The following is a 22,226-nucleotide window of genomic DNA, read 5'->3' on the forward strand; positions in this document are numbered from 1 at the left end:
CTCGCGCAGCAGGCGGGTCCGCGCCTCCGACGCGTCGCTCAGCGTGGCGAAGCCCGAGTGCCATACCTGCTTGCGCTTCCGGGTGTCCGGATCGCGGCCGTGGTCGAGGACCACCGCCCAGGCGCTGCCCCGCTTATAGACGCCGGGCGGTCGCTTCGGCATCCCCTACCCCTCGTCGCGCTGTCCGCTGCGGCGAAGTTGGCAAATGGTTAGCAGATCGCGTCGAGGCCCCTTGGGGACAACCGAGCTCGATTCGCGTTTGCCATGCTCAGACGGGGTGCGCGAGACAGGACTCGAACCTGCACGCCCTTGCGGGCACCAGGACCTAAACCTGGCGTGTCTTCCGATTCCACCACTCGCGCCGAGCGACTGACCGCGCAGTCACCGGCGAGGGTCACGCGGTCAGCACCACGCACCATTCTGCCAGCACCGCCCTCACGCGGACCGGCGGTGGCGGGCCCATCCCGGACCGTCGGCTGTGCACAAGATCGCCACTTCTTGCCGCACCACGAAGCCGCCGATGTGTTGTTCGCCCCAAACTCTCGCGGATCACCCCATGACACGGGTCCAATGCTGTGCAAGTGTGCACAGCAGCAGACCTGATGGTCACCAGCGGTGATCCCGGGCCTGCCACGGTGACGTCGCCGTCGTACTGGGAGGTGCGCAGTGCCGAGTGATCTTCACATGCAGGCGACCCAGACCGCGCCCGCCGCCGAGCATGCGGACGACGCGACCGCCGACCAGTCGACGCTGCTGCGCGTCGCACGCGCGCAGCGCGCCGACCTCCGCGAGGCGATGATCTGCCTCGAGCGGTCGCTGGCCCGTCCCGCTCCTGGCCGGGTCGCGGAGTGGTCCGACCAGGTGCACGAGGCGTTGATCGACCTGGCGGCCACGTTCGAGCGGCACATCGCCGTGACCGAGGGCGACAGCGGCGTGCTCGCCGAGATCGGCGAACACAGCCCCCGGCTCATCAACGCGATCGAACGCCTCTGCGAGGAGCACGACCGCATCCGGCACGAGCTCTCGTCCACGCTCGGGCACATCCGCCGACTGCCCGCCCACGCCGGAGAGGACGACATCGAGGCCCTGCGCGACCACGTCACGGTGCTCGTCACCGACCTGGTCCGCCACCGCCAGCACGGCGCCGACCTGGTGTGGGAGGCGCATGCCGTCGACATCGGTGGCTGGGAGTAGCGCGACCGGACGCTGACCTGCTGTCCGGGCCGTGCCACCGCGGCCGGATCGGGCAGACTGCACACCGCCAGCAGTGACACGAGGCCGCGTGACGTGCCTGAGCGGCGGACGGTGGGCATCCATGAGCTACGAGATCGAGCGCAAGTTCCTCCTCGACGCGCTGCCCGAGATCACGGCGGCCGCGGAGCCGACGCACATAGACCAGGGCTACCTGGCGGTCACCGACGACCTCGAGGTCAGGGTGCGTGCCCGCGGCGGCGACCATCTGCTGACGGTCAAGGGCGGACGCGGCGAGGTCCGGCGCGAGGTCACGATCGAACTGTCCGAGGAGCAGTTCGACCAGCTGTGGGAGCTGACGGACGGGCGGCGGATCCGCAAGCAGCGATGGGTGCTGCCGACCGACGACGGCGTGGAGATCGAGGTGGACCGGTTCGCCGACCACCTGGACGGGTTGCTGATCGCCGAGGTCGAGTTCGCATCCGAGGACGACGGCCGTGCGTTCACGCCGCCGGACTGGTTCGGTCGCGAGATCACCGACGACGACCGGTACCGCAACGCGGCGCTCGCGACGGACGACCCGCGGCGCTGATCAGGCGGTCGTCAACGCCACGAGGTGAGGTCGCAGCGCGCGGAACGCCGCGCCCCGGTGCGAGATCGCGTCCTTCTCGTCGGGGGTCAGCTCACCGTTCGTGCGCTGCTGACCGACCGCGACGAAGATCGGGTCGTAGCCGAAGCCACCGTCGCCGCGCGGGGCGTCGGTCAGCACGCCTTCCATGACGCCCTCCTCGGTGATGTGCCCGCCACCGGGCATCGCCAGCGCCGCGACGCACACGAACCGCGCCGACCGCTGCCGCGCCGCGCCGAGCCGTTCGAGCACCAGGCGCAGGTTCGACTCGTCGTCCGCGTCCTCGCCCGCATACCGCGCCGACCGCGCGCCCGGCTCACCGCCCAACGCGTCGACCACGAGGCCGGAGTCGTCGGCCACCGCCGGCAACCCGGTCGCGGCCACACAGGCCTCCGCCTTCAGCAGCGCGTTGGCAGCGAACGTGTCGCCCGTCTCCTCGACCTCGGGCAGATCGAGGTCGAGGCCGCTGAGGAGCTCGATCGGTGCATCGGCCAGGATCCGCCGCAGCTCGGTGACCTTGTGGTGGTTGCGCGTCGCCAGGACGACGCGGGTCATGCGTCGTCGTCGGCGAGCGCAGCGGCCTGGGCGAGCGTGAGCTGGCGACAGCCGGCCAACGCGAGATCGAGCAGTTCGTCGAGCTGCTCGCGGGAGAAGGGCGACTCCTCGGCCGTGCCCTGCACCTCGACGATGCGTCCGTCGGCGGTGGCCACGACGTTCATGTCGACCTGTGCGGCCACGTCCTCGTGGTAGTCGAGGTCGAGCACGCTCACCCCGTCGACGATGCCGACGCTGACCGCCGCCAGCGGATCGAGCGGCGGCGCGGCGGGCAGACCGCCGTCGGCGACCAGTGCGTCGAGCGCCAGCGACAATGCGACCCAGCCACCGGTGATGGACGCGGTGCGGGTCCCGCCGTCGGCGACGATCACGTCGCAGTCCACGATGATCGCCCGCTCACCGAGCGCGGTGAGATCGATGACCGACCGCAGCGACCGGCCGATCAGGCGCTGGATCTCCTGCGTGCGACCCTTCGGGCGCCCCGAGCTGACCTCCCGGCGCGTCCGCTCGGCGGTCGCCCTGGGCAGCATGGCGTATTCGGCCGTGACCCATCCGCCACCGGACCCGCGCAGCCACCTGGGCACGTCGGGTAGCACGCTCGCCGAACACAGCACCTGCGTCGCCCCGAAGCTGACGAGCACGGACCCCTCGGCGAAGCGCTGCACCCCCAGCGCGAAGCTGACGGGACGCAACTCGTCGACCGCGCGTCCGTCGTGGCGTGCCGGTGCCGCCGCGGCGTCGGCCCGCGTGGCGGTGCTCGATGTGCTCACAGCTCGTACTCCTCCCGGTCGACCGCAACCCAGACCTCGCCGTCATAGACGGTCTCGGCGTCGGCGGCCACCTGCTCGGGATCGCGTTGTGGAAAGACGTGCGTCACCATCAACCGGTCGGCACCGGCGGCGTTGGCATGTTGTCCCGCCTCGGTGCCGGTCATGTGGACGCCGGACGGGAACGGGGCGTCACGCGACACCCACGTCGAGTCGCAGATGAACAGATCAGACTGCTCCGCGCACGCGATCAGCTCGTCGGTCGCGCCGCTGTCGCCACTGAACGCGATGATCCGTCCGTCGACGGTCACCCGCGACGCGAGGGTCTCGATGGGGTGGTTCGCCGCGAACAGGTCGACGACGAACGGACCCAGCTCGAGCTTCTCGCCGGCCGCGGCGACGTGGACCGGCAGGTGCCTGTTGAAGCTGCCGGCGCTCTCGCCGAGCAGCAGCCCGGTCAGCAGCTCGCGCGCGCCCGCCGGCGCGTAGACGTCCACCGTCTTGGCGCCCTCGGGGTGGAACCGCAGGGCGTAGTGCAGCCCGTAGAGATCGACGAAGTGGTCGGGATGCATGTGGCTGATGATGACCGCATCGATGTCGGCGGGATCGACCGCGTCCATCAGGTTGGTGACCGAGCCGTTGCCACAGTCCAGCAGGAGGTGGCGTTCACCCGCCGACAACAGGTACGACGAGCAGGCCCGCCCATTGCCCGGGTGGCTGCCGGCACTGCCTAGCACCGTGACCTTGACCATGGCCTATCCCTCGTGTTCAGCGCCCGGACGGCGGTCGGGCGGCCTCGCAACGCCGGCTGGCGCTACGGGGAGGCTAGTTCACGCCAGGGCTGCTCCACATCAACGGCGGCCAGGCGGGGACCCAGGAAGCGCAGGGCGAGCCGGCGGAACTCGTCGGGATCGCCACTCGACACGAACCGGTGGTCACCGATCGGGCGGTCGGAGAGCAGGTCGGTGTCCATCAACCGCGCCACGACGCGGCGTGCGGTCTCCTCGGCGCTCGAGATGAGCATGACACCCGGCCCGAGGACGTAGGAGAGCACACCGGTCAGCAGCGGGTAGTGCGTGCAGGCCAGGATCACCGTGTCGACGCCGGCGGCGACGAGCGGCGCCAGATCGACCCGCACCTGCGTGACGACGTCCGGGTCGGTCGTCCGGCCCTCCTGCACGAACGTGACCAGCGCGGGACATGCCTGCGAGACCACGTCGACGCCGGGAGCGAGCGCAGCGAACGCGTGCTCGTAGCTGCGGGAGGAGATCGTCGCCTCGGTGCCGATGACACCGACCCGGCCGTTGCGGGTCGCGGCGGCCGCCGACACGACCGCTGGCCGGATGACGCCCACGATGGGCATCGGCGCGGAGGCGGCGATGCCGTCGCACGGCTCGATCGCCGCCGCGGTGGCGCTGTTGCACGCGGCCACGGTCATCTTGACGTCAGCGCGGTCCAACCACGTCACGACCTCGTCGACGAAGCGGCGCAGCTCGTCGACCGACTTGGTGCCGTACGGGAAGCGCGCGGTGTCGCCGAAGTACACGATCCGCTCGTCGGGCAGCAGGTCGATCAGCGCCCGCGCGACCGTCAGGCCACCCACGCCCGAGTCGAACACGCCGATGGGACGGCGATCAGGCACGACGGAGCGCCGCCGTCGGGAAGGGAGCGGTCATAGCCGGGCAGTCTATCCGTCACCGGCGGGCCTGCCGGGTGGGCAGAGCGCCCGGTCGGTCAGGCCCACACCGTGTCGGCGATGCGCTCGGCGAGTGTGGTCGGGTCGCCGGCGTCGAAGGCTCCGGTCGACAGGTACTTCCAGCCACCGTCGGCCGAGATGACCACGACCTTGCTCCCCCGTGGCAGGCGCCCAGGCCGGCACATGCGCCGCGCCACCGACAACGCGGCGCCGGTCGATACGCCGGCGAAGATGCCCGCGAGCTGCGCGAGCGCCCGCGTCGCCTCGAGCGACTTCCGCGAGTCGACCTTGATGCGGCCGTCGAGCAGCGACGGGTCGAAGATCGGCGGGACGAAGCCCTCGTCGAGGTTGCGCAGTCCGTACACCAGGTCGCCGTATTCGGGCTCGGCTGCGAACACCTTGATGCCCGGGTCATGCTCCTTGAGCCGGCGGCCGACACCGGCGAGCGTTCCGCCGGTGCCGAGACCGGACACGACTGCGGCGACGTCTGGCAGGTCGGTGATGATCTCGGGGCCCGTCGTCTCGTAGTGGGCCCGTGGATTGGCGTCGTTGCCGTACTGGAACGGCATGAACACGTCTGGGTCGTCGTCGGCCATCTCGCGGGCCAGGCGCACCGCGCCGTTCGAGCCCTCGCGGCCCGGCGAGAACACGATGTCGGCGCCGTACAACTCGAGCAGCGTGCGCCGCTCGGCGGACGTGTTCTCGGGCATCACGCACGTCAGCTTGTAGCCGCGGGCGATGCACAGCGCCGCGAGCGCGATGCCGGTGTTACCGCTGGTGGGCTCGATGATCCGCGAGCCCTGGGCGATCGCGCCCTGACGCTCGGCGTCGTCGATCAGGTACAGCGCGACGCGGTCCTTGATCGAGCCGGTCGGGTTGCTGCCCTCGAGCTTGACGTAGATCTCGTAGTCGTCGGGCGACAGCGCCGCGACCTTGACCAACGGCGTGTTGCCGATGGCGTGCGACGGATCCGACAGCAGCATCGTGGACCGTCAGCCGCCCGCGACGGCGGGCAGGATCGACACCACGTCGCCGTCGGTCAGCCTGGTGTCGATGCCGTCCATGAAGCGCACGTCCTCGTCATTGACGTAGACGTTGATGAAGCGGTGGAGGCTGCCGTCGTCGTCGACCAGCGCGGTCCGGAGCCCGCCGTGGCGGTTGCCGAGATCGTCGATCAGCTCGCGCAGATGGTCCCCGTCGCCGGAGACACGTCGCTCGCCGTCGGTGTGCTTGCGCAGCACCGTCGGTACCCGAACCTCAATCGCCATCGCTATCGCATCCTGTCGTCGGCGGCCCGGTCCGCAAGCGTAGTGATCAGGCCGGCTGCAGAACCGGTGACAATAGGGTCAACGTGGGACAACGACCGATTGTTCCCCGTCGACCACGACGGGACGCTCTCTGACCTGCCCGTCGACGATGGAGAACGCACGAATCTCGGGGTGTTCGGCGTCCTGGAGCGACACGATCAGGTAGGCGGCGTCGGCGTAGAACGCGAGGTCGACGTCGGTGCTGGACGGGTAGGCCTCGGTGTGGGTGTGCGAGTGGTAGATGCCGACGAGATCCCAGTCGTGGTCGTCCATCTCGTTCATCGCGGCGAGCATCGCCGTGGGATCCATGTTGTAGAAGGTCATCGAGCGGGCCGCGTTGGGGATGCGGTAGTGCGCGGTCAGGCGACCGTCGTGGCCGGCGAGGAGACCGCACACCTCGTACGGGAAGTCGCTGCGGGCGTGTTCGATGATCGCGTCGTGGGTCCGCCGGTCGAGGTGGAACTCGCGGCTCGACTGCACCGTGGTCACGTTCGGATGCTCCTGTGGTCGACCGGCCCGCAAGACTAGCCGTCCACCCCTGCACGGTGTTCTCGACACCGTCCGCGCCGACGTCGGACCATGGGAACATCATGCGCGTTCGGACCCACGTGGTCGAGTCCCGCGGTCGTCGACGCGTGGTCGTCGGCACATGCCGCCGGGCGGCGACTCGTCGTACAGCCACCGCGTACCATGCGGGAGTCGATAGCCACGACGGGCATCTCGTCACGCCCACAGGAGCACGTCATGTTGGACGCTGTGCGCCCGCTGCCGCCGGACCCGATCCTCGGCCTGATCGGCGCCTACCAGCGCGACCCGAACCCCGACAAGGTCGACCTGGGTGCCGGTGTCTACCGCAGCGCCGAGGGTGGGACGCCCGTGTTCGCTGCGGTGCACACCGCGGAGCAGCAGCTGCTGGCGGAGCAGCAGACCAAGGCGTACGTCGCGCCACCCGGCGATCCAGCGTTCATCGCGGGTGTCACGCGCGAGCTGTTCGGCGCGGGTCACCCCGTGCTCACCGAGGCCCGCGTCGGCGCCGTCCAGTCCCCCGGAGGCTGCGGCGCCCTGCGCCTGGGAGCCGAGCTCGTGCAGCGGCTGCGCCCCGGTGCGGCGACCTGGGTCAGCACGCCGACCTGGCCGAACCACGAGCCGCTGCTCGGCGACGCCGGGTTGAAGATCCACGCCTACCCCTACTACGACCACGACGCGCACGGCATCGACGTCGACGCGATGCTCGGCACGCTCGCGTCGATCGACCGCGACGATGTGGTCGTCCTGCACGGGTGCTGCCACAACCCGTGTGGTGCCGATCTGAAGCCGGAGCACTGGGATGCGGTCGCCGACATCGCGGCGGACCGCCGTTTCGTACCGTTCGTCGACATCGCCTACCACGGCCTCGGCGAGGGCCTTGACGAGGACGCGTACGGCGTCCGCACGCTCGCGGCGCGCCTCCCCGAGATGCTCGTCGCCTACTCCTGCTCCAAGAACTTCGGCCTGTACCGCGAGCGTGCGGGCCTCATCTGCGCGGTCACGCCGACCGCTGAGGCAGCGACCGCGGCGAGCAGCCAGCTCAACTCGATCGCGCGCGGCATCTACTCGATGCCGCCCGCACACGGCGCCACGATCGTCGGACGGATCCTGACCGACGACGACCTGACGGCCTCATGGCGCGGTGAGCTGACCGGCATGCGCCACCGTCTGCTTGGCATGCGTCGCAGGTTCGCCGAGTGCACTGCGGAGCGCGGGATGGACTTCGGCTTCATCGCCGAGGAGCGTGGGCTGTTCTCGTTCCTCGGGCTGGCGCCGGAGCAGGTGCAGCGGCTGCGCGATGACTTCAGCGTGTACCTGGTGGGGTCGAGCCGGATCAACGTCGCCGGCATCACCGAGGGCAACGTCGACTACCTCGCCGACGCCGTGGCCTCCGTGCTCAACGTCTGATCTGGCCGCCCAGGGGCCCACGCCCTGGGTGCCGCAGCCTGGCCGGGCCATCGTGCGCGCGCCCGATGCGGGACGGCCGCCGCGTGTCACATGACGGCGATGTGGCCCGGGCCGTCCGCCGTGGCACGCCCGACCACGGCCGCGTCGTGACCGGATCCGCGCAGATCCTCGACGACCGTGTCGGCGACATCCCGTTCGACGCCGAACAGCAGCCCACCCGACGTCTGCGCGTCGGCGAGCAGCAGCAGCGTGTCGTCGTCGGTGTCCGGGGCGCGCACGACCTCCGCCGCCCACGCCAGGTTGCGCCGCGTGCCGCCGGGAACCATCCCCTGGTGCAGCAGATCGAGGACACCGGGCAGGACCGGTACCGCCGCAGCGTCGACCTGCACATCGACGCCCGAGGCCTCGGCCATCCGGCGCAGGTGCCCGAGCAGCCCGAAGCCGGTGATGTCGGTGGCGCCGGTGGCGCCGGCGCGCACCGCCACCCCGGCGGCGTCGGCGTTCAGCCGGACCATGGACGCCACGGCCGCGTCGACGACGTCGTCAGGTGCCACACCACGCTTGATCGCCGTGCTCACGATCCCGACGCCGAGTGGTTTGCTGAGCACCAGGATTTCGCCCGCGCGAAGCCCGTCCGCGCGAAGCATCGCATCGACGGCGACCTCACCGACGACCGCGCATCCGAACTTCGGCTCGGGGTCGTCGATCGTGTGGCCGCCGGCGGTGATCCACCCGCCGTCGGCTGCGGCGGCCTCGGCGCCGGCCAGCACGTCGCCCAGCAGGTCGAGCGGCAGCGCGTCACGGTTCCAGCCCACCACGTTGAGCGCGAACAACGGGCGACCGCCCATCGCGTAGACGTCACTGGCGGCATTGGTCGCGGCGATGCGGCCCCACAGGCAGGCGTCGTCGACCAGAGGCGTGATGACGTCGACCGTCGCCACCAGGGCGCGGTCGTCGTCGAGCAGCCAGACCGCCGCGTCGTCGCCGGGATCGGCGCCGATCAGCAGCCGGTCGTCACGGCCGGGGTGCAGACGGCGCAGGACCTGCGCCAGCTCGCCGGGGGCGAGCTTGCACGCTCACCCCGCGCCGTGGCTGAACTCGGTCAGTCGACGGGTCGACGGATCCACTGCGCGCCTTCGTTCGGTTGCCACCGGTCTGTCGCGAGCCTATCCGCGTGCCGGCCGTGTGCGACGGTCCGCGGAACCACCGGCCAGTGCACGTGCTGGTGACCAACGCGAACGCCGGTGGCGCGCACGGGCGCCACGTCGATCTCAGCCTGCCCAACTACCACGAGGTGCTGCACCGGACCGTGCGGCTGGTGTCCAGTCGCGTGCGCGGCGGGCCCCTCTCGTGAGGCCGGACAGGTCGCGCGACCCCGGCTACCCGGGCCCGGACGTGTGCGCGACCGGCATGTCGTCCCGGTCGGCGGGGATGCCCGATGCGGCGATCGCCATGACGATGAGAGCGGACAACGCTGGGGGCCACGCCTGCAGCAGCACGAGCAGCACGGCTCCGGTCCACGCGCCAACGGCCACGAGCATCGCGACCCACCGCGCCAGCAGGCGTTCGACGATGAGTCTGGCCCCGGTGTCCTCGTCAGCGCCCGTCGCGGACCGCTCCTCCGCATCGCCGTCGGACGCGTTCGCACCGGCCGGCGTGTCGGCGCCCGCGCCGTGCGGTCGGCGCGGGCGGCTGGACCTGCGCGCCATGACCGGCACGGCAACCAGGAGGATCGACAGGATGTCCGGGACGCCGTAGCCGCGGACGCCCTCGGTGCGCAACTGCATCAGCAGCAGCCCGGCGGCGGCAACGGCGCCGATGACCGCCGTCTGTCGCGCCAGGAGCCCGTGCATGGTGACCTCGATCATCGCACGCGCAGCGGCCGCGTGCGGCGTGGCGGATCAGCCCAGCCGCCACTGCCCACAGTAGACGTTCATGCGTTCGCCCCGGACGAAGCCGACGAGCGTCATGCCCGCATCCTCCGCCAGGTGGACCGCCAGCGAGGTCGGCGCGGACACGGCCGCGATGACCGGCATCCGCGCGCGCAACGCCTTCTGCACGATCTCGAACGCGATGCGACCCGACACCATGAGGACCTGCCCGCTCAACGGCAGCTGCCCCTGGAGCGCCGCGGCGCCGATCAACTTGTCCACGGCGTTGTGGCGGCCCACGTCCTCCCGCAGATCGAGCATGTCGCCGTCGGCGGAGAACCGCGCGGCCGCGTGCAGGCCACCGGTCCGGTCGAAGACGCGCTGCGCACGGCGCATCGCGTCGGGCAGGCCCGACACGACCGCGGTCGACACCCGGACGGTGTCGTCGATCGGTGGGAGGTCGCGGCGGACGGCGTCGATGCTCGCCGTGCCGCAGATGCCGCATGACGAGGTCGTGTAGACGTTGCGCCGCAGGTCGACGGGCACGGTCCCGCCGTCGCGCCGGGCGATGTCGACGACGTTGTAGGTCTGAAGGCCGGTGTCGAGCGCCGTGCCGACGCAGTAGCGGATGCCCGCGATGTCCGCGGGATCGTCGATCAGTCCCTCGGTGAGGCAGAAGCCCGCGGCGAGCTCGAAGTCCGACCCCGGTGTGCGCATGGTCACCGAGACCGCTTCGCCGCCGACGCGGATCTCCATGGGCTCCTCTGCGGCCAGCGTGTCGACCATCGGCCGGACAGCCGCACCCTCGACGCGACGGACCCGGCGTCGGACCGTGACCTGCTCGGCCATCACGTCACCTCGGTCGCCTTCGGGTGCTGGTCGGAAGCCCACGCTCCCAGCAACCCACGGTAGCGGGCGACGAACTGCTCGTGCTCGTGGGGCGGAAAGGCGTCGACGATGGTGGCCACCAGGTGGTCGTCGAACTGCGTGCTGGAGATGTATTCGACCATCGCAGCGTCGAGATGGGCGAGGTGGCTGGCACAGAACGCGGTGTAGCGCTCCCGCTCGAGGTAGTCGTCGGCCAGCGCCTGGTAGGCCGCGAGCTTGTCCTCCCAGCTGCGGTTCGGGTCGTCGGCGATGTTGTAGAACTGGCGCATCTGCCCGTCCAGATGCATCCGCCGCCCCGTCGTGGCGCAGTAGACCGCCCACTTGACCAGCGTGCTGATCGCCCACGGGAAGTAGTAGTGCAGGCTGATGATCGCCATGTCGGGACAGGCGTTGGCGAAGTCGATCGGGTATGCCACGCCGTCGCGCAGGATGACCTCGAACGAGTTGTGCTCCCAGCGGAAGAACGCTCCGATCGTGCGGCCGAACGTGTCGATCTCACGGCCGGCCTCCGGGGTGAGGAAGTCGTGACTGACGCTGTAACGCTCGTGGAGTGGCTTCGTCGGGTCGTACGCGAGGATGATCGTCTCGGCCCCGATCTGCAGCCCACGCGCGAACACGTCGTAGCCCTCGATCCCGGCCTGGACGTGCATGAGCTCGCGGCCGGACTCGTCGAACGCCGCGCGCAACTCGTCGGGACCGCCCACGCGGGTGACGTTGACCCATCCGCCACCGTGGAACGGCTTGACGTATGACGGGTACCCCACCGCCTCGCCGACGCGCTCGATGTCGAAGATGCGGTTGTACCTGCGAGCCGTCGGCGCGAAGCGCTCGTTGTCCGGCGGGACCTTGTGCGGCAGCAGCCAGGTATCGGGAACGTTGAACCCCAGACGCATCGCGGCGCAGAACGCCGCGTGCTTCTCCATGCTCTGGAACGTGAAAGGGTTGTTGGGCAGGTACACCTCATCCATCAGCGCGACCTTCTTGAGCCACTCGCGTGGGTGGTAGTACCAGTAGGCGAGGCGGTCGACGACGAACGCGTGGCGGGCTGGCTGGCGCAAGCTGAACGGCTCGATGGTGATCCGCTCGGTGTCGAACCTGTGCGTCTCGCCGGCGTACGCGATGTTGAGGTCCAGGTGACGGACGAACTGCTCGAACGCTGTCGGCCAGTCGTCCTCGGTACCGAGCAACATGCCGATCAGGTGGGTGGTCATCGTGCCTCCGTGTCCGTCGGTACCGGCGCCTGTCACACCACCCGGGGCAGGTGGTGCGCTATCTGGGCCCGCCAACTGGGCCAGTCGTGCGGGATGTCGTGGCCCCACAGATCGATCTCGAACGGGATGCCCTTCGCCGCCAGCACCTCCGCGAACCGTCGTGTGGACTCGAGCGAGCCAGTGGTGTCCTCCCACTGACCCTGGCCGCACACGAGGATCAGGCGGACGCGGCTGCGCAGCCAGTCGAGGTGGTCACCGTGGGTGTTCGCCACGTAGTCCATGGGGTTGTTGAAGTAGGTGGCGTCGCCACGGTGTCCCCAGCCGGTGGTCGAGATGTCGTAGTTGCCGCTCTGGCAGATGGCCAGCGGGAACAGGTCCGCCCGCTTCAGCGCGAAGTTGGCGGCGTGGTAGGCGCCCATGCTCGCGCCGGTCGTGATGATGTCCTGCGGTCCACCGCAGTCCTCGTGGATGAACGCGGTGACCTCGTGGGCGATCCAGTCCTCGTACCGCCCGTGCCGCCGTGAACGCTCCTCGGTGTCGATCGACCGGTCCGACCAGCTCTGCCCGTCGTAGCTGTCGACGCAGTAGACCTTGACGCGGCCATCATCGATGAGCCAGGCGATCGACTCGATCATGCCGCGGTCCTCGTAGTCCCAGGCGTTGCCCTGCTCGGACGGGAACACCAACAGCGGGCGACCGTGGTGGCCGTAGGCGATCACCCCGCCCGCCGCTCCGATGCTGCGCGACGGCAGGTAGAGGTGCTCCCGTCTCATGATGCGTGCCCACCGGGGCGGTCACCAGATGCACTCATGCCAACGCCCGTTCGATCAGGTCCGCGAGGTGCGGATCGAAGCTGTCACGCCACGCAACCCAGTTGTGCCCATCGCGGTGCTCCGCGAACGCCACGTCGTAGCCCTGTAGTGCCAGCGCGTCGCGGACCCTGCGGTTGTTGGCGAGGTTCTCCTCCACCGTCCCGCACGTCATGCCGACGGGGACCGGTCGGGTGACCCGCTCCGCCGCGCAGACGCTGTCGACGAACGCCACGATCCGGTCGAAGCGGAAGAACGCGGACTCCTGCCTGTCCGTGTACCGCTGGAAGAAGCTGCCCGACTGCAGGAACAGCCCACCGAACAGATCGGGATAGCGACGGTGCGCGTGCAGGGTGGCCAGCGCGCCGAGGCTGGCGCCCATGCCGATCCGCCACGACCGACCGTCACGACGCGCGCGCGGCTGGGGTGCGAGCCAGTCCAGCACCGGCATGAGCTCGCGGGCGAGCGCCCGTGCGTACTTGGGCGAGGCGGCGTAGTGCTCGTTGCGATCGGCCGGCGGCAGCAGCACGACGCGCAGCGGCGGCACCCGGCCGCGGGTGATCATGGTGTTGACGAAGCGCAGCAGGGCGCTGAAGCGGTCGTACTCCGGCCCGTCGTGGACGATCAGCAGCGGCGCCTCGCGCTCGAAGTCCATCTGCGGCGCGGCCCACAGACCGACGTTGAGCGTCGCGTCCAGGACGTCGCTGGCGAGGCTGAGCGTCATGTAGCGACCGGGCACGGGACCGCTGTCCAACCATCGCGGCGCCCGATAGCCGGGCATCTCCACGACCGACTTGTCACCGAACGGCCCCGCGGCGCGGCGCGGGTTGTGCGGATCCAGCAGCAGCTCGCGCCTGCCGTCGTCGAACTCGACCTCGTACTGGTACTCGAGACGGTCCACATCCGGCCGGTCGAGTCGCGCCTGCCACAGCTGCTGCTGCCCGCCGTCCGTCGTGACGGCGCGCATCGTGGGGCCGATGCGCGGACGCGCCAGGCTCTGACACAATCGCACACGCCTGACGTGATCCGTGGGGAGACGCAACCGGAAGAGGACGCCGGTCGCGTCGACGACCGGACCAAACGCAGACATCGACACGTCGGAGGCAGCGTAGACGGTGTCGGGGGTCACAGGTAGTCCCTCTGTCGGCTCTGCGCGCGGAATCGGGCGAGGTCCTGACGGGTGTCGAGGTCGAGCGACCACCGGCCGGCACATGGCACCGGCAGCGTCAACGCATTGACGCGGCCCAGCGCACGCGTCGGCGACCGCTCGCCGGCATCGAACGCGGCCGCGAGTCGGCGGAGCGCGCTGGTGGCGTAGACCGCGTGGAGCGGCTGCGGTCGTCCGTCGTGCACCGGGACGACGGCGGCGTGCCCGTTCCATGCGTTCGCCAGATCGAGGAGCACGCCCGGATCAGGATGCGGCATGTCGACGGCCACCACGGCGACCAGCGGGGTCGTGGCGGCGGCCAGTCCACCCAGGATCCCGGCCAGCGGGCCCGCTCCGGCGATGCGGTCGTCGACCTGCGGCCACACCACCTGTAGCAGCCGACGCGGTCCGGGCGCAACCAGCACCGTTGGACAGAGGGTCGCGAGTCGCGTCGCGACGTGCGACACGAGCGGCCGGCCGTCCACGGTGAGCAGCGCCTTGTCGGTGCCCATGCGACGGCTGCGGCCGCCGGCGAGCACCAGCCCGGTCAGGTCGTCACGCACACGACAATGATCGCAGTTGCCGCGCCGAGGGGCGGCCGATCGGCCGCCCCTCGGTTCCTAGGTGCTGTCGGTGCTAGGACTCCCCGTGCGCGGGTCCGTCACCGCCGTCGGAGCCGACGGTGCCCTCCGGGCCCGCGAACTCGTCGGGCAGATCCAGCGCCCTGCTGCCCGGGACCGACTTGCCCGGCACGCCGTTGACGTCCTCGGTCGAGTAGGCCAGCGTCAGCACCGCGAACGCGATGGCGTCGCTGTTGACGCCGAGCGCCTCCAGCGAGACGTTGCCGACCACGTCGTTCTCGTCGGCGAGCTCAGCGTAGACCGCCGGGTCGCGCTCCGGCTCCTCGGCGTCGGGGTCGAGGCTGTCACACGCGAGGTGGTAGCACGGGTCGTACTGCTCGCCCGTGACGCCCTCCCAGATCTCCTCCTGCTCGGCGGTCTTGGGCACCTCGGCGCCGGTGAACAGGCCGCTGGCCGGGATCCCGTTGAGGATGAACGCCTGGTAGTCGCTGCGCCCCGAGAACTCACTGTCCTCGTACGGGATGCCCTGCCAGGTGAAGTAGGTCTCGAACAGGTCCTCGAGCGCCTCGGAGCCCTCCGGGATCGGCACGCCGGTCGGTGCCGGGAAGCTCGACTCGTCCGCGTCGTACACCCCGTAGATGAAGTTCGGCGACGAGATCATGTCGAAGTTCAGGTACGCCGCGATCCGGTCCAGCTCCGTCTGGCTCAGGCCCTCGACGTAGTCCTCGGACCCGACGAGTCCCTGCTCCTCGGCTGCCCACCAGCCGAAGCGCAGCGTGTTCCGCGGCTCGAGCTTCGACAGCGACAGCGCGAGCTCCAGCAGCGCAGCGGACCCGGATCCGTTGTCCTGGATGCCAGGACCCTGGATCACCGAGTCCAGGTGGGCGCCGGCCATGACGACGTTGTCGTCGTTCTTGCCGGGCAGTTCGGCGATCACGTTGTAGTCCTGCCGCGTCTGGATCGGTGGGACCTCGACGAAGGCCGTCGACCCCTCCTGGGCCAGCGCGACACCGTCGGCGAAGCTCGCACCCACGACAGGGATGCCGTGCTGGATGGACGTGCCGTCGTTCAGCGTCGACGCGTTCGCGACGATCAGGCCCTCGCGATCCGGCGTGTTGCCCTGGTTGAAGATGATGATCGCTTCGGCACCAGCGGTTTCGGCGTTCAGCGCCTTGTTCCCGAAGTTGCAGGCGCCGCGCTGGACGAGGGCGATGTCGTTGTCACCACTCCAGTCGATGCCATCGAAGTCCTCGGGCTCACATCCGCTCGTGGAATCGGCGCGTGCAGTCGGCCACTCGGTGGTGCCCAGCGCCAGGTCGACCGGGATGACATTGCCCTCAACCGTGCCGGAGCCGCTGCCCGTGAACGCACCGGTCTCGTAGTCGGCCGCTACGGGCGTCAGCTGCCGGAGCGTGGACGGCAAGACGAATGTGACATCGACCGGGTCGAGCTCGACCTTCCAGCCGGCCGCCGTCAGCAGGTCGGCGACATACTCCGCGCTGTTGTCGTATCCATCGGTGCCTGCCGCGCGGGTTCCGGGGTAGAACGGGTCCTCGTTAGCGTCGGCGATCGCCTGGAACGCCTCCTGGTGGTCGAACACGCCCTCGGCGGTGATGCACTCCAACAGCTTCTGGTAGGTGTTGTTGGTCCTGGTGTCGCACTTGTCCTTGGGCTCCGCCTGCGCCGCGGCTCCGGGTAGGAGTGCCGCGAGCAGCAGAGCCACGAGCGCCACCGCAAGCGCACGGATCCGTGCGCGCGACGGTGATAGCGCCGAATGATTCGTCATCAGCTCACCCTTCGGGTCGTGCCCCCGCACGCTGACCTCGGCTGCTGCGGGAGCGTCGAACGAACCACGTCACCCTAGACCGAACAAGCCATGACACAAAGGGGAGGAAGTCGTCACCCGAAGGGTGGAATGTAGCCATGCGTGACTAATGATTGACGACGCGTTGACATCACCGCCGATCAGCGCCGGAGAGGCTGATGACAACGGTCATGCGCACGTTAGCCGATGGTACAGGTGGCGTTCGCTGCCGGCGGTGTCGCCTGGTCGCACAGGCGATGGTCACGCACCGCGACCCGCGTCGGCACGCGCACGCTGGGGGCCGACCGTGTACCTGGGGTCGCGTGCCGAGATGAACCCCGCCCTGTACACGGCCCAGCGCTCACACAACGAGCCGGCGAGCAGTGCTCCCGCACCGAGCACCCGCACCATCCGGCGACCGCGACCGATCGCGCTGAGCGTGGCGCCGGCTGCGGTCAGCCACCTCGCGGCGGTCGCGAATCGCCCGGCGTCCTCGCGCTCGTAGGGCTCTGCCAGGTCCCCGAGGCGCCGTCGCATGCCCTCCACCACCGCGAGCTCGACGACCGCCGCGCCGACGGCCAGCCGTCGTGCCGGCCCGCCGACCTCATCGCCGGCCGCCAGCCACGAGGCGGCACCCGCCGCGGTCGCCGCGCCCGCGGCGAAGGCGAACGGCAGCTCGCGGCGGGCCTCGTGCCACACCGGCACCGCCGTGTCGGCGAACAGGACCGCCGTGTAGGTGGCCATGATCGTGCCCAGCACACCGGCGGCGACGTCGGCAAGCGCCCGCAGTCGGGGGAACCACCCGAGCTCGGCCAGCAGCCAGCCGCCACCCTGGGCGGCTGAGAACAGCATCAGCGTCCAGCTGCCCACACTCATCGGGGACGTCGGCTTGAGCACCCGCAGCATGTGGTGGAAGCGCTCGGGACGACCGAGGTCCATGACCAGCAGCACCGGGCTGGGCACCGTTGCAGCCGTCCCGATGCGGCGCGCGACCTGCGCCAGCGCGACGTGTCCCGTCACGGTCGCGATGCCTGTCAGCACCGCCGAGCCGCCGGCGATGCCGCCCGTCCAGACGTACCAGGGGATCTCCCAGGTCCAGACAGGTTCCTTGATGACCGGCTTGTCGTAGTACGTCCGCACGTCGGCGGCGGGCACCACCGCACCCCTGCCGCCCGCGACCAGCCGCGCCTGTGACGCGCTGTCGACCTGCTCAGTCATCCCACACTTCCTTGGTCGTTCGCCACGCGGGCCCGCCGTGCGGCGTGCCTCCGCCGGTGAGCGGTTCACGGCACGGACCGATGGCCGAGGATCTCATCGACGCCCGCCCAGGACCGCCGCGGCGACGCCCGCCGCCAGCGTCAGCGCCGCCACCGCCGCCGAGCGCCACATGTCCCCCAGGTGCTTCGTCGACGCGATCGGGTCCGGCGGCAGGCCGTACACCTCGGGCTGATCGAGCAACAGAAAGACCGACCCCGCGCCGTCGACGCCGCCCGACGGCCCGTCGCCGTACAGCTGCGCACCTCCGTAGCCCGCCTCGACGACCTCGTCGAGGCGGTCGCGCGCCATCGCGAGCATGTCGTCGTGGGTGCCGAAGTTGATCGAGTCCGTCGGACACGCCTTTGCGCAGGCCGGCTCGCCACCATCGATCAACCGGTCGTAGCACAGCGTGCACTTCCAGACCCTGCCGTCGTCCTCGCGGCGGTCGAGGACGCCGTAGGGACAGGCCGGCACGCAGTAGCCGCACCCGTTGCAGATGTCCTCCTGCACCACGACCGTGGCGAACTCGGTCTTGAACAGCGAGCCCGTCGGGCAGACGTCGAGGCACGCGGCCGTGGTGCAGTGCTTGCACACGTCGGAGCTCATCAGCCACCGGAAGCTGACATCGGCCGAGCTGCCGATCGGCACCGCCAGCCCGTCCTCGCCCATGCGGGTGACGTCGATGCCGGCGGGGTCGACGGCCTCCTCGCCTGCGAAGCCCTCGCCGCCGATGCGCGTCAGATCGACCGGATCGCCGGGCAGGGCGGCACGCCCGGTCCGGTCCCCGCCCACCGGCGAAGCTGCCGCGCCGCCCGCACCAGTGAAGACGCCGGCCTCGCCCATGGCCATGATCTCGGGGACCCGCTGCTCGATGAACGCCACGTGGCGCCACGTGTCCGCACCCAGGCCACCAGTGTTGTCGTACGAGTCGCCCGACAGCTCGTCGATGGTCGCCGGGATGGCGTTCCACTCCTTGCAGGCGACCTCGCACGCCTTGCACCCGATGCACACGGTCGTGTCGGTGAAGAACCCCATCCGGGGCTGGGCGTCCCGATATCCGGGGGCCACGCTCATGACGCGCTCCGCTCGCGCTGGCGGGCGCACGACGTCTCGGCATGCGCGGCACTCACTGGTGCACCATCCTCATGCGTGACCTCGCTCCATGGAGTAGCTCGTCGGATGGCCCTGCCCATCGCGCGTCCGCTGGATGTTGCCCGGCCCGTCGCCGTGGTCGATGTGCGGGTAGGACTCGACGAACGTGCGCAGGGCGGGCCCGCGCGGCCTGCGACCGGGACGGATGTCGCAACTGGCCGCCTTGGTCTCCTGGATGTGCACGTTGGGATCGAGCACCACCGGGAAGAGGTCGTTGGCGGCGTCACCCGTCGAGATCCCTTTGCTGCCCCAGTGGTACGGCAGGCCGACCTGGTGGATCGTCCGGCCGTCGACCTGCAACGGTGCGATGCGGTCGGTCACCAGCACCTTGGCCTCGATCGCCGTCCGCGCCGTGACGATCGTCGCCCAACCACCGTTGGTCAGGCCGCGCGCGGCCGCGAGCTCAGGACTGACCTCGCAGAACATCTCTGGCTGCAGCTCCGCCAGGTGCGGCACCCACCGGCTCATGCCGCCCGCGGTGTGGTGCTCGGTGACCCGGTACGTCGTCATGACGCAGGGGTAGGCCTCCGCACCGGCGGCGCTGCCGGACGGGTTGTACGGGTTGTCGGGCCGCGGCATCTGCTGGCGGGCCGGGTTGGCCTGCTGGACGTACAGGGGGTTGTCGACGGGCGACTCGTGCGGCTCGTAGTGGGTGGGGAGCGGCCCGTCCTTCAACCCGTTCGGCACGTACAGCCACGCCTTCCCGTCGGCCTGCATGATGAAGGCGTCACGGCCGTTGAGCGCCCACTCGGCCTCGGCGTCGTCGGGCGGGTCGTAGTCCGGCGCCATGCCGCTCGTGAAGTCAGGCGTGTCGTGCCCGGTCCACTGCTCCTTCTCGTCGTCCCACCACACGTAGGCCTTGCGCTGTGACCACGGCCTGCCGTCCGGATCCGCCGACGCACGGTTGTACAGGATGCGGCGGTTGTCCGGCCACGCCCATGCCCACTCGGGCGCGACCCACGACTGCTGGTCGCCAGGTGTGCGTCGCCGCGTCTGGTTGACCCCTTCGGCGTAGCACCCGCAGTAGATCCAGCAGCCGCACGCCGTCGACCCGTCGGCCTTCAGCTCCGTGTAGCCGGCGAGCGGACGGCCGTCGGCGCCCCAGCCGTTGATCTCGGCCAGGACGGCCTCGGCGTCGGGCTCCCCGTGCGGTCCCTCGGTGGGGTACTCCCAGGTCAGGTCGTACAGCGGCAGATCGATCGGATCGACATCCTCACGCGCCATGCCGGAACCATCCGCGGCCGTGAACAGCCTCTCGCGGATCCGTCGACCCAGGTGGTACGCGAACCACAGATCGCTGCGGCGGTCACCAGCCGGCTCGACCGCCTTGTCGTGCCACTGCAGCAGCCGCTGGGTGTTCGTGAACGACCCGTCCTTCTCGACGTGGGCCGCCGCCGGCAGCAGGAACACCTCGGTGCGGATGTCGGTCGTGCGCAGCTCGCCGGTCTCGATCTCGGGCGCGTCGTACCAGAAGGACGCCGACTCGATCTCGTAGAAGTCGCGGACCACGAGCCATTCGAGCTCGGCCATCGCCATCCTGTGCAGGCGTCCGTTGACGGAGCCGATCACCGGGTTCTGACCCCACAGGAAGAACCCGGTGACCTTGTGCTCGAGCATGTCGAACACGCTCTGGTACACCGAGTGGTCACCAGAGATGCGCGGCAGGTAGTCGAAGCAGAAGTCGTTGTCGGCCGTCGCCGCGTCCCCGAACCACGCCTTGAGCAGGCTGACCACGTAGGCGTCCATGTGCCCCCAGTAGCCGGCAGGGGCCGAGTTGGACGCGACGTAGTCGGTGAGGCTGGCGTACTCCTTGGCGTGCGGCATCGGGATGTAGCCGGGCAGGATGTTGTACAGGGTCGGGATGTCGGTCGAGCCCTGGATGCTCGCGTGGCCGCGCAGCGCAAGGATCCCGCCGCCCGGCCGTCCCATGTTGCCCAGCAGGGTCTGCACGATGGCGGCCGTGCGGATGTACTGCACGCCCACGGTGTGGTGCGTCCAGCCGACGGCGTACGCGAACGCGCCCGTCCGCTCGCGGCCCGAGTTGTCACACAACGCCTCACACACCCGGAGGAACAGGTCCTGCGGGATGCCACACACACGCTCGACCATCTCCGGCGTGTAGCGGCGGTAGTGCCGCTTGAGCAGCTGGAACACACAGCGCGGGTGCTCCAGCGTCGGGTCGGTCGAGGGCGGGTCGCCCCCCTCCAGCCCACCGCCGTGCGATCCGTGCTCGTCGCCGGCACCCGCCTCGCTGTCCGGGGCGGCGCCACCGCCGCTGCGCCCCCGGACCTCCTCACCGCCCCCCTGCTCGCTGCCCATCTCGCGCTGTCCGGCGGACGGCGCGGCCTCCATCCCCTCGTACTGCCACGACGCCGTGTCGTACGTGCCGGTGTCGGCGTCGAAGCCGCTGAACACGCCGTCGAGGTCCTCGGTGTCGGCGAACGTCTCGTCGACGATCACCGCCGCGTTGGTGTAGCTGACGACGTAGTCGCGGAACTCCCGTCCCGTGCTGAGGATGTGGTTGATGAGCCCGCCCAGGAAGGCGATGTCGGTCCCGGCCCGGATCGGCACGTGGATGTCGGCGACGGCGCTCGTCCGGGTGAAGCGGGGATCGACGTGGATGATCGTCGCACCCTGCCGCTTGGCCTCCATCACCCACTGGAACCCGACCGGATGGCACTCGGCCATGTTCGAGCCCTCGATGACGATGACGTCAGCGTTGGCCAGGTCCTGCTGGAAGGTGGTCGCGCCGCCGCGGCCGAACGAGGTCCCCAGACCGGGGACCGTGGAGCTGTGTCAGATGCGCGCCTGGTTCTCGATCTGGATGGCACCCAGGGCGGTCCACAGCTTCTTGATGAGGTAGTTCTCTTCGTTGTCCAGCGTGGCGCCGCCGAGGCTGGCCATGCCCATCGTGCGGTGGACGTCGACGCCGTCGTCGTCGGTCTGCTCCCAGTGCGCGCGGCGGTTGGCGATCACCCGGTCGGCGATCATGTCGACCGCGGTGTCCAGGTCCAGGTGTTCCCACTCAGTGGCGTACGGTCGCCGGTACTTCACACGCAACTCGCGGTCGTCGCCGGTGACGAGCTGCTTGGACGCCGCTCCCTTGGGGCACAGCTTGCCGCGGGAGATCGGCGAGTCGGGACTGCCCTCGATCTGGACGATCTCGCCGTCGCGGACGTACACCTTCTGCCCGCAACCGACCGCACAGAAGGGGCAGATCGAGTCGACCACGCGGTCGGCATCGGCGGTGCGCGGTCGCAACCGCCCGGATCGCGCCGACCGCGACGCGGCGCCGCGACCCAGCAGATCACCGTCACGCAGCTGCCGCGTGACCGGCCAGGCGTTCAACAGCTCACGTAGCGCCACGTTGTTCCTCTCTCCAGGGTCCTGCCCGGTGACCGGCACGACCACCCGGGAAGACAGCGGT

The 22,226-nt window shown here is 70.1% G+C and carries 22 protein-coding genes and 1 tRNA gene; 4 read left to right on the plus strand and 19 right to left on the minus strand.

The genetic code is table 11. The annotated features are described in order from the left end of the window. Positions 1 to 278 precede the first annotated feature (278 nt). A tRNA-Leu gene (locus VFZ70_12355) sits at positions 279 to 362 on the minus strand. A gap of 322 nt (positions 363 to 684) precedes the next feature. On the opposite strand from VFZ70_12355, the gene VFZ70_12360 reads away from it, so the two are divergent. Then, positions 685 to 1,194 carry a hypothetical protein gene (locus tag VFZ70_12360; GenBank protein HEX6256589.1) on the plus strand — a complete coding sequence of 170 codons (510 nt, stop codon included), beginning with the start codon at positions 685 to 687 and terminating at the stop codon, positions 1,192 to 1,194. Positions 1,195 to 1,315: 121 nt separating this feature from the next. Next, a complete protein-coding gene (locus VFZ70_12365) occupies positions 1,316 to 1,783 on the plus strand; it encodes a CYTH domain-containing protein (protein HEX6256590.1) in 468 nt (155 codons plus the stop codon). Here VFZ70_12365 and rdgB read toward each other — a convergent pair whose 3' ends face one another. From rdgB to VFZ70_12400, 7 genes are all read right to left on the minus strand, one after another. Further along, entirely contained in the window at positions 1,784 to 2,374 is a 591-nt protein-coding gene (gene rdgB / locus VFZ70_12370; GenBank protein ID HEX6256591.1) for an RdgB/HAM1 family non-canonical purine NTP pyrophosphatase, read from the minus strand. Further along, complete coding sequence (gene rph, locus VFZ70_12375) at positions 2,371 to 3,144, minus strand: ribonuclease PH (protein HEX6256592.1); 774 nt, start codon at positions 3,142 to 3,144, stop codon at positions 2,371 to 2,373. The genes rdgB and rph overlap by 4 nt, the downstream gene beginning before the upstream one ends. Then, positions 3,141 to 3,893 (minus strand): MBL fold metallo-hydrolase, encoded by a 753-nt coding sequence (locus tag VFZ70_12380; GenBank protein ID HEX6256593.1) that lies wholly within the window; start codon positions 3,891 to 3,893, stop codon positions 3,141 to 3,143. The genes rph and VFZ70_12380 overlap by 4 nt, the downstream gene beginning before the upstream one ends. 62 nt (positions 3,894 to 3,955) lie before the next feature. Beyond that, entirely contained in the window at positions 3,956 to 4,783 is an 828-nt protein-coding gene (gene murI, locus VFZ70_12385; protein ID HEX6256594.1) for a glutamate racemase, read from the minus strand. A 92-nt stretch (positions 4,784 to 4,875) separates the two neighbouring features. Then, entirely contained in the window at positions 4,876 to 5,820 is a 945-nt protein-coding gene (locus tag VFZ70_12390) for a cysteine synthase family protein (GenBank protein HEX6256595.1), read from the minus strand. 9 nt (positions 5,821 to 5,829) lie between these two features. After that, the gene (locus VFZ70_12395; GenBank protein ID HEX6256596.1) at positions 5,830 to 6,105 is read right to left on the minus strand and encodes a MoaD/ThiS family protein; all 276 of its coding nucleotides are present in this window, start codon (positions 6,103 to 6,105) and stop codon (positions 5,830 to 5,832) included. 78 nt (positions 6,106 to 6,183) lie between these two features. Continuing rightward, complete coding sequence (locus VFZ70_12400; protein ID HEX6256597.1) at positions 6,184 to 6,633, minus strand: M67 family metallopeptidase; 450 nt, start codon at positions 6,631 to 6,633, stop codon at positions 6,184 to 6,186. Between the two features lie 255 nt (positions 6,634 to 6,888). On the opposite strand from VFZ70_12400, the gene VFZ70_12405 reads away from it, so the two are divergent. Next, positions 6,889 to 8,079 (plus strand): amino acid aminotransferase, encoded by a 1,191-nt coding sequence (locus VFZ70_12405; GenBank protein HEX6256598.1) that lies wholly within the window; start codon positions 6,889 to 6,891, stop codon positions 8,077 to 8,079. Positions 8,080 to 8,165: 86 nt separating this feature from the next. Here VFZ70_12405 and selD read toward each other — a convergent pair whose 3' ends face one another. Then, the gene (gene selD / locus VFZ70_12410; protein HEX6256599.1) at positions 8,166 to 9,206 is read right to left on the minus strand and encodes a selenide, water dikinase SelD; all 1,041 of its coding nucleotides are present in this window, start codon (positions 9,204 to 9,206) and stop codon (positions 8,166 to 8,168) included. 98 nt (positions 9,207 to 9,304) lie between these two features. On the opposite strand from selD, the gene VFZ70_12415 reads away from it, so the two are divergent. After that, positions 9,305 to 9,433: a hypothetical protein gene (locus VFZ70_12415; protein ID HEX6256600.1), complete on the plus strand. Its 129-nt coding sequence runs from the start codon at positions 9,305 to 9,307 to the stop codon at positions 9,431 to 9,433. Between the two features lie 25 nt (positions 9,434 to 9,458). Here the strand turns inward: VFZ70_12415 and VFZ70_12420 are convergent, their stop codons facing one another. From VFZ70_12420 to fdh, 10 genes are all read right to left on the minus strand, one after another. Further along, on the minus strand, positions 9,459 to 9,932 hold the full coding sequence (locus tag VFZ70_12420) for a hypothetical protein (GenBank protein ID HEX6256601.1): 474 nt from the start codon (positions 9,930 to 9,932) through the stop codon (positions 9,459 to 9,461). A 48-nt stretch (positions 9,933 to 9,980) separates the two neighbouring features. After that, on the minus strand, positions 9,981 to 10,799 hold the full coding sequence (gene fdhD / locus VFZ70_12425; protein ID HEX6256602.1) for a formate dehydrogenase accessory sulfurtransferase FdhD: 819 nt from the start codon (positions 10,797 to 10,799) through the stop codon (positions 9,981 to 9,983). After that, positions 10,799 to 12,049, minus strand: coding sequence for a hypothetical protein (locus VFZ70_12430; GenBank protein ID HEX6256603.1), 1,251 nt, complete (start codon positions 12,047 to 12,049; stop codon positions 10,799 to 10,801). The genes fdhD and VFZ70_12430 overlap by 1 nt, the downstream gene beginning before the upstream one ends. 32 nt (positions 12,050 to 12,081) lie before the next feature. Beyond that, positions 12,082 to 12,822 carry an alpha/beta hydrolase-fold protein gene (locus tag VFZ70_12435; GenBank protein HEX6256604.1) on the minus strand — a complete coding sequence of 247 codons (741 nt, stop codon included), beginning with the start codon at positions 12,820 to 12,822 and terminating at the stop codon, positions 12,082 to 12,084. Positions 12,823 to 12,856: 34 nt separating this feature from the next. After that, positions 12,857 to 13,825 (minus strand): alpha/beta hydrolase-fold protein, encoded by a 969-nt coding sequence (locus tag VFZ70_12440; protein ID HEX6256605.1) that lies wholly within the window; start codon positions 13,823 to 13,825, stop codon positions 12,857 to 12,859. 158 nt (positions 13,826 to 13,983) lie between these two features. Continuing rightward, complete coding sequence (locus VFZ70_12445) at positions 13,984 to 14,568, minus strand: molybdenum cofactor guanylyltransferase (GenBank protein ID HEX6256606.1); 585 nt, start codon at positions 14,566 to 14,568, stop codon at positions 13,984 to 13,986. A 73-nt stretch (positions 14,569 to 14,641) separates the two neighbouring features. Beyond that, positions 14,642 to 16,372, minus strand: coding sequence for a M20/M25/M40 family metallo-hydrolase (locus VFZ70_12450; GenBank protein HEX6256607.1), 1,731 nt, complete (start codon positions 16,370 to 16,372; stop codon positions 14,642 to 14,644). A 279-nt stretch (positions 16,373 to 16,651) separates the two neighbouring features. Further along, a complete protein-coding gene (nrfD, locus tag VFZ70_12455; GenBank protein HEX6256608.1) occupies positions 16,652 to 17,608 on the minus strand; it encodes an NrfD/PsrC family molybdoenzyme membrane anchor subunit in 957 nt (318 codons plus the stop codon). Between the two features lie 93 nt (positions 17,609 to 17,701). Next, positions 17,702 to 18,721, minus strand: coding sequence for a 4Fe-4S dicluster domain-containing protein (locus VFZ70_12460; protein ID HEX6256609.1), 1,020 nt, complete (start codon positions 18,719 to 18,721; stop codon positions 17,702 to 17,704). Positions 18,722 to 18,790: 69 nt separating this feature from the next. Next, the gene (gene fdh, locus VFZ70_12465) at positions 18,791 to 22,165 is read right to left on the minus strand and encodes a formate dehydrogenase (GenBank protein ID HEX6256610.1); all 3,375 of its coding nucleotides are present in this window, start codon (positions 22,163 to 22,165) and stop codon (positions 18,791 to 18,793) included. Between the last annotated feature and the right edge of the window lie 61 nt (positions 22,166 to 22,226).

The sequence above is a fragment of the Euzebyales bacterium genome (genome assembly GCA_036374135.1).
In the GTDB taxonomy this organism is placed as follows: domain Bacteria; phylum Actinomycetota; class Nitriliruptoria; order Euzebyales; family JAHELV01; genus JAHELV01.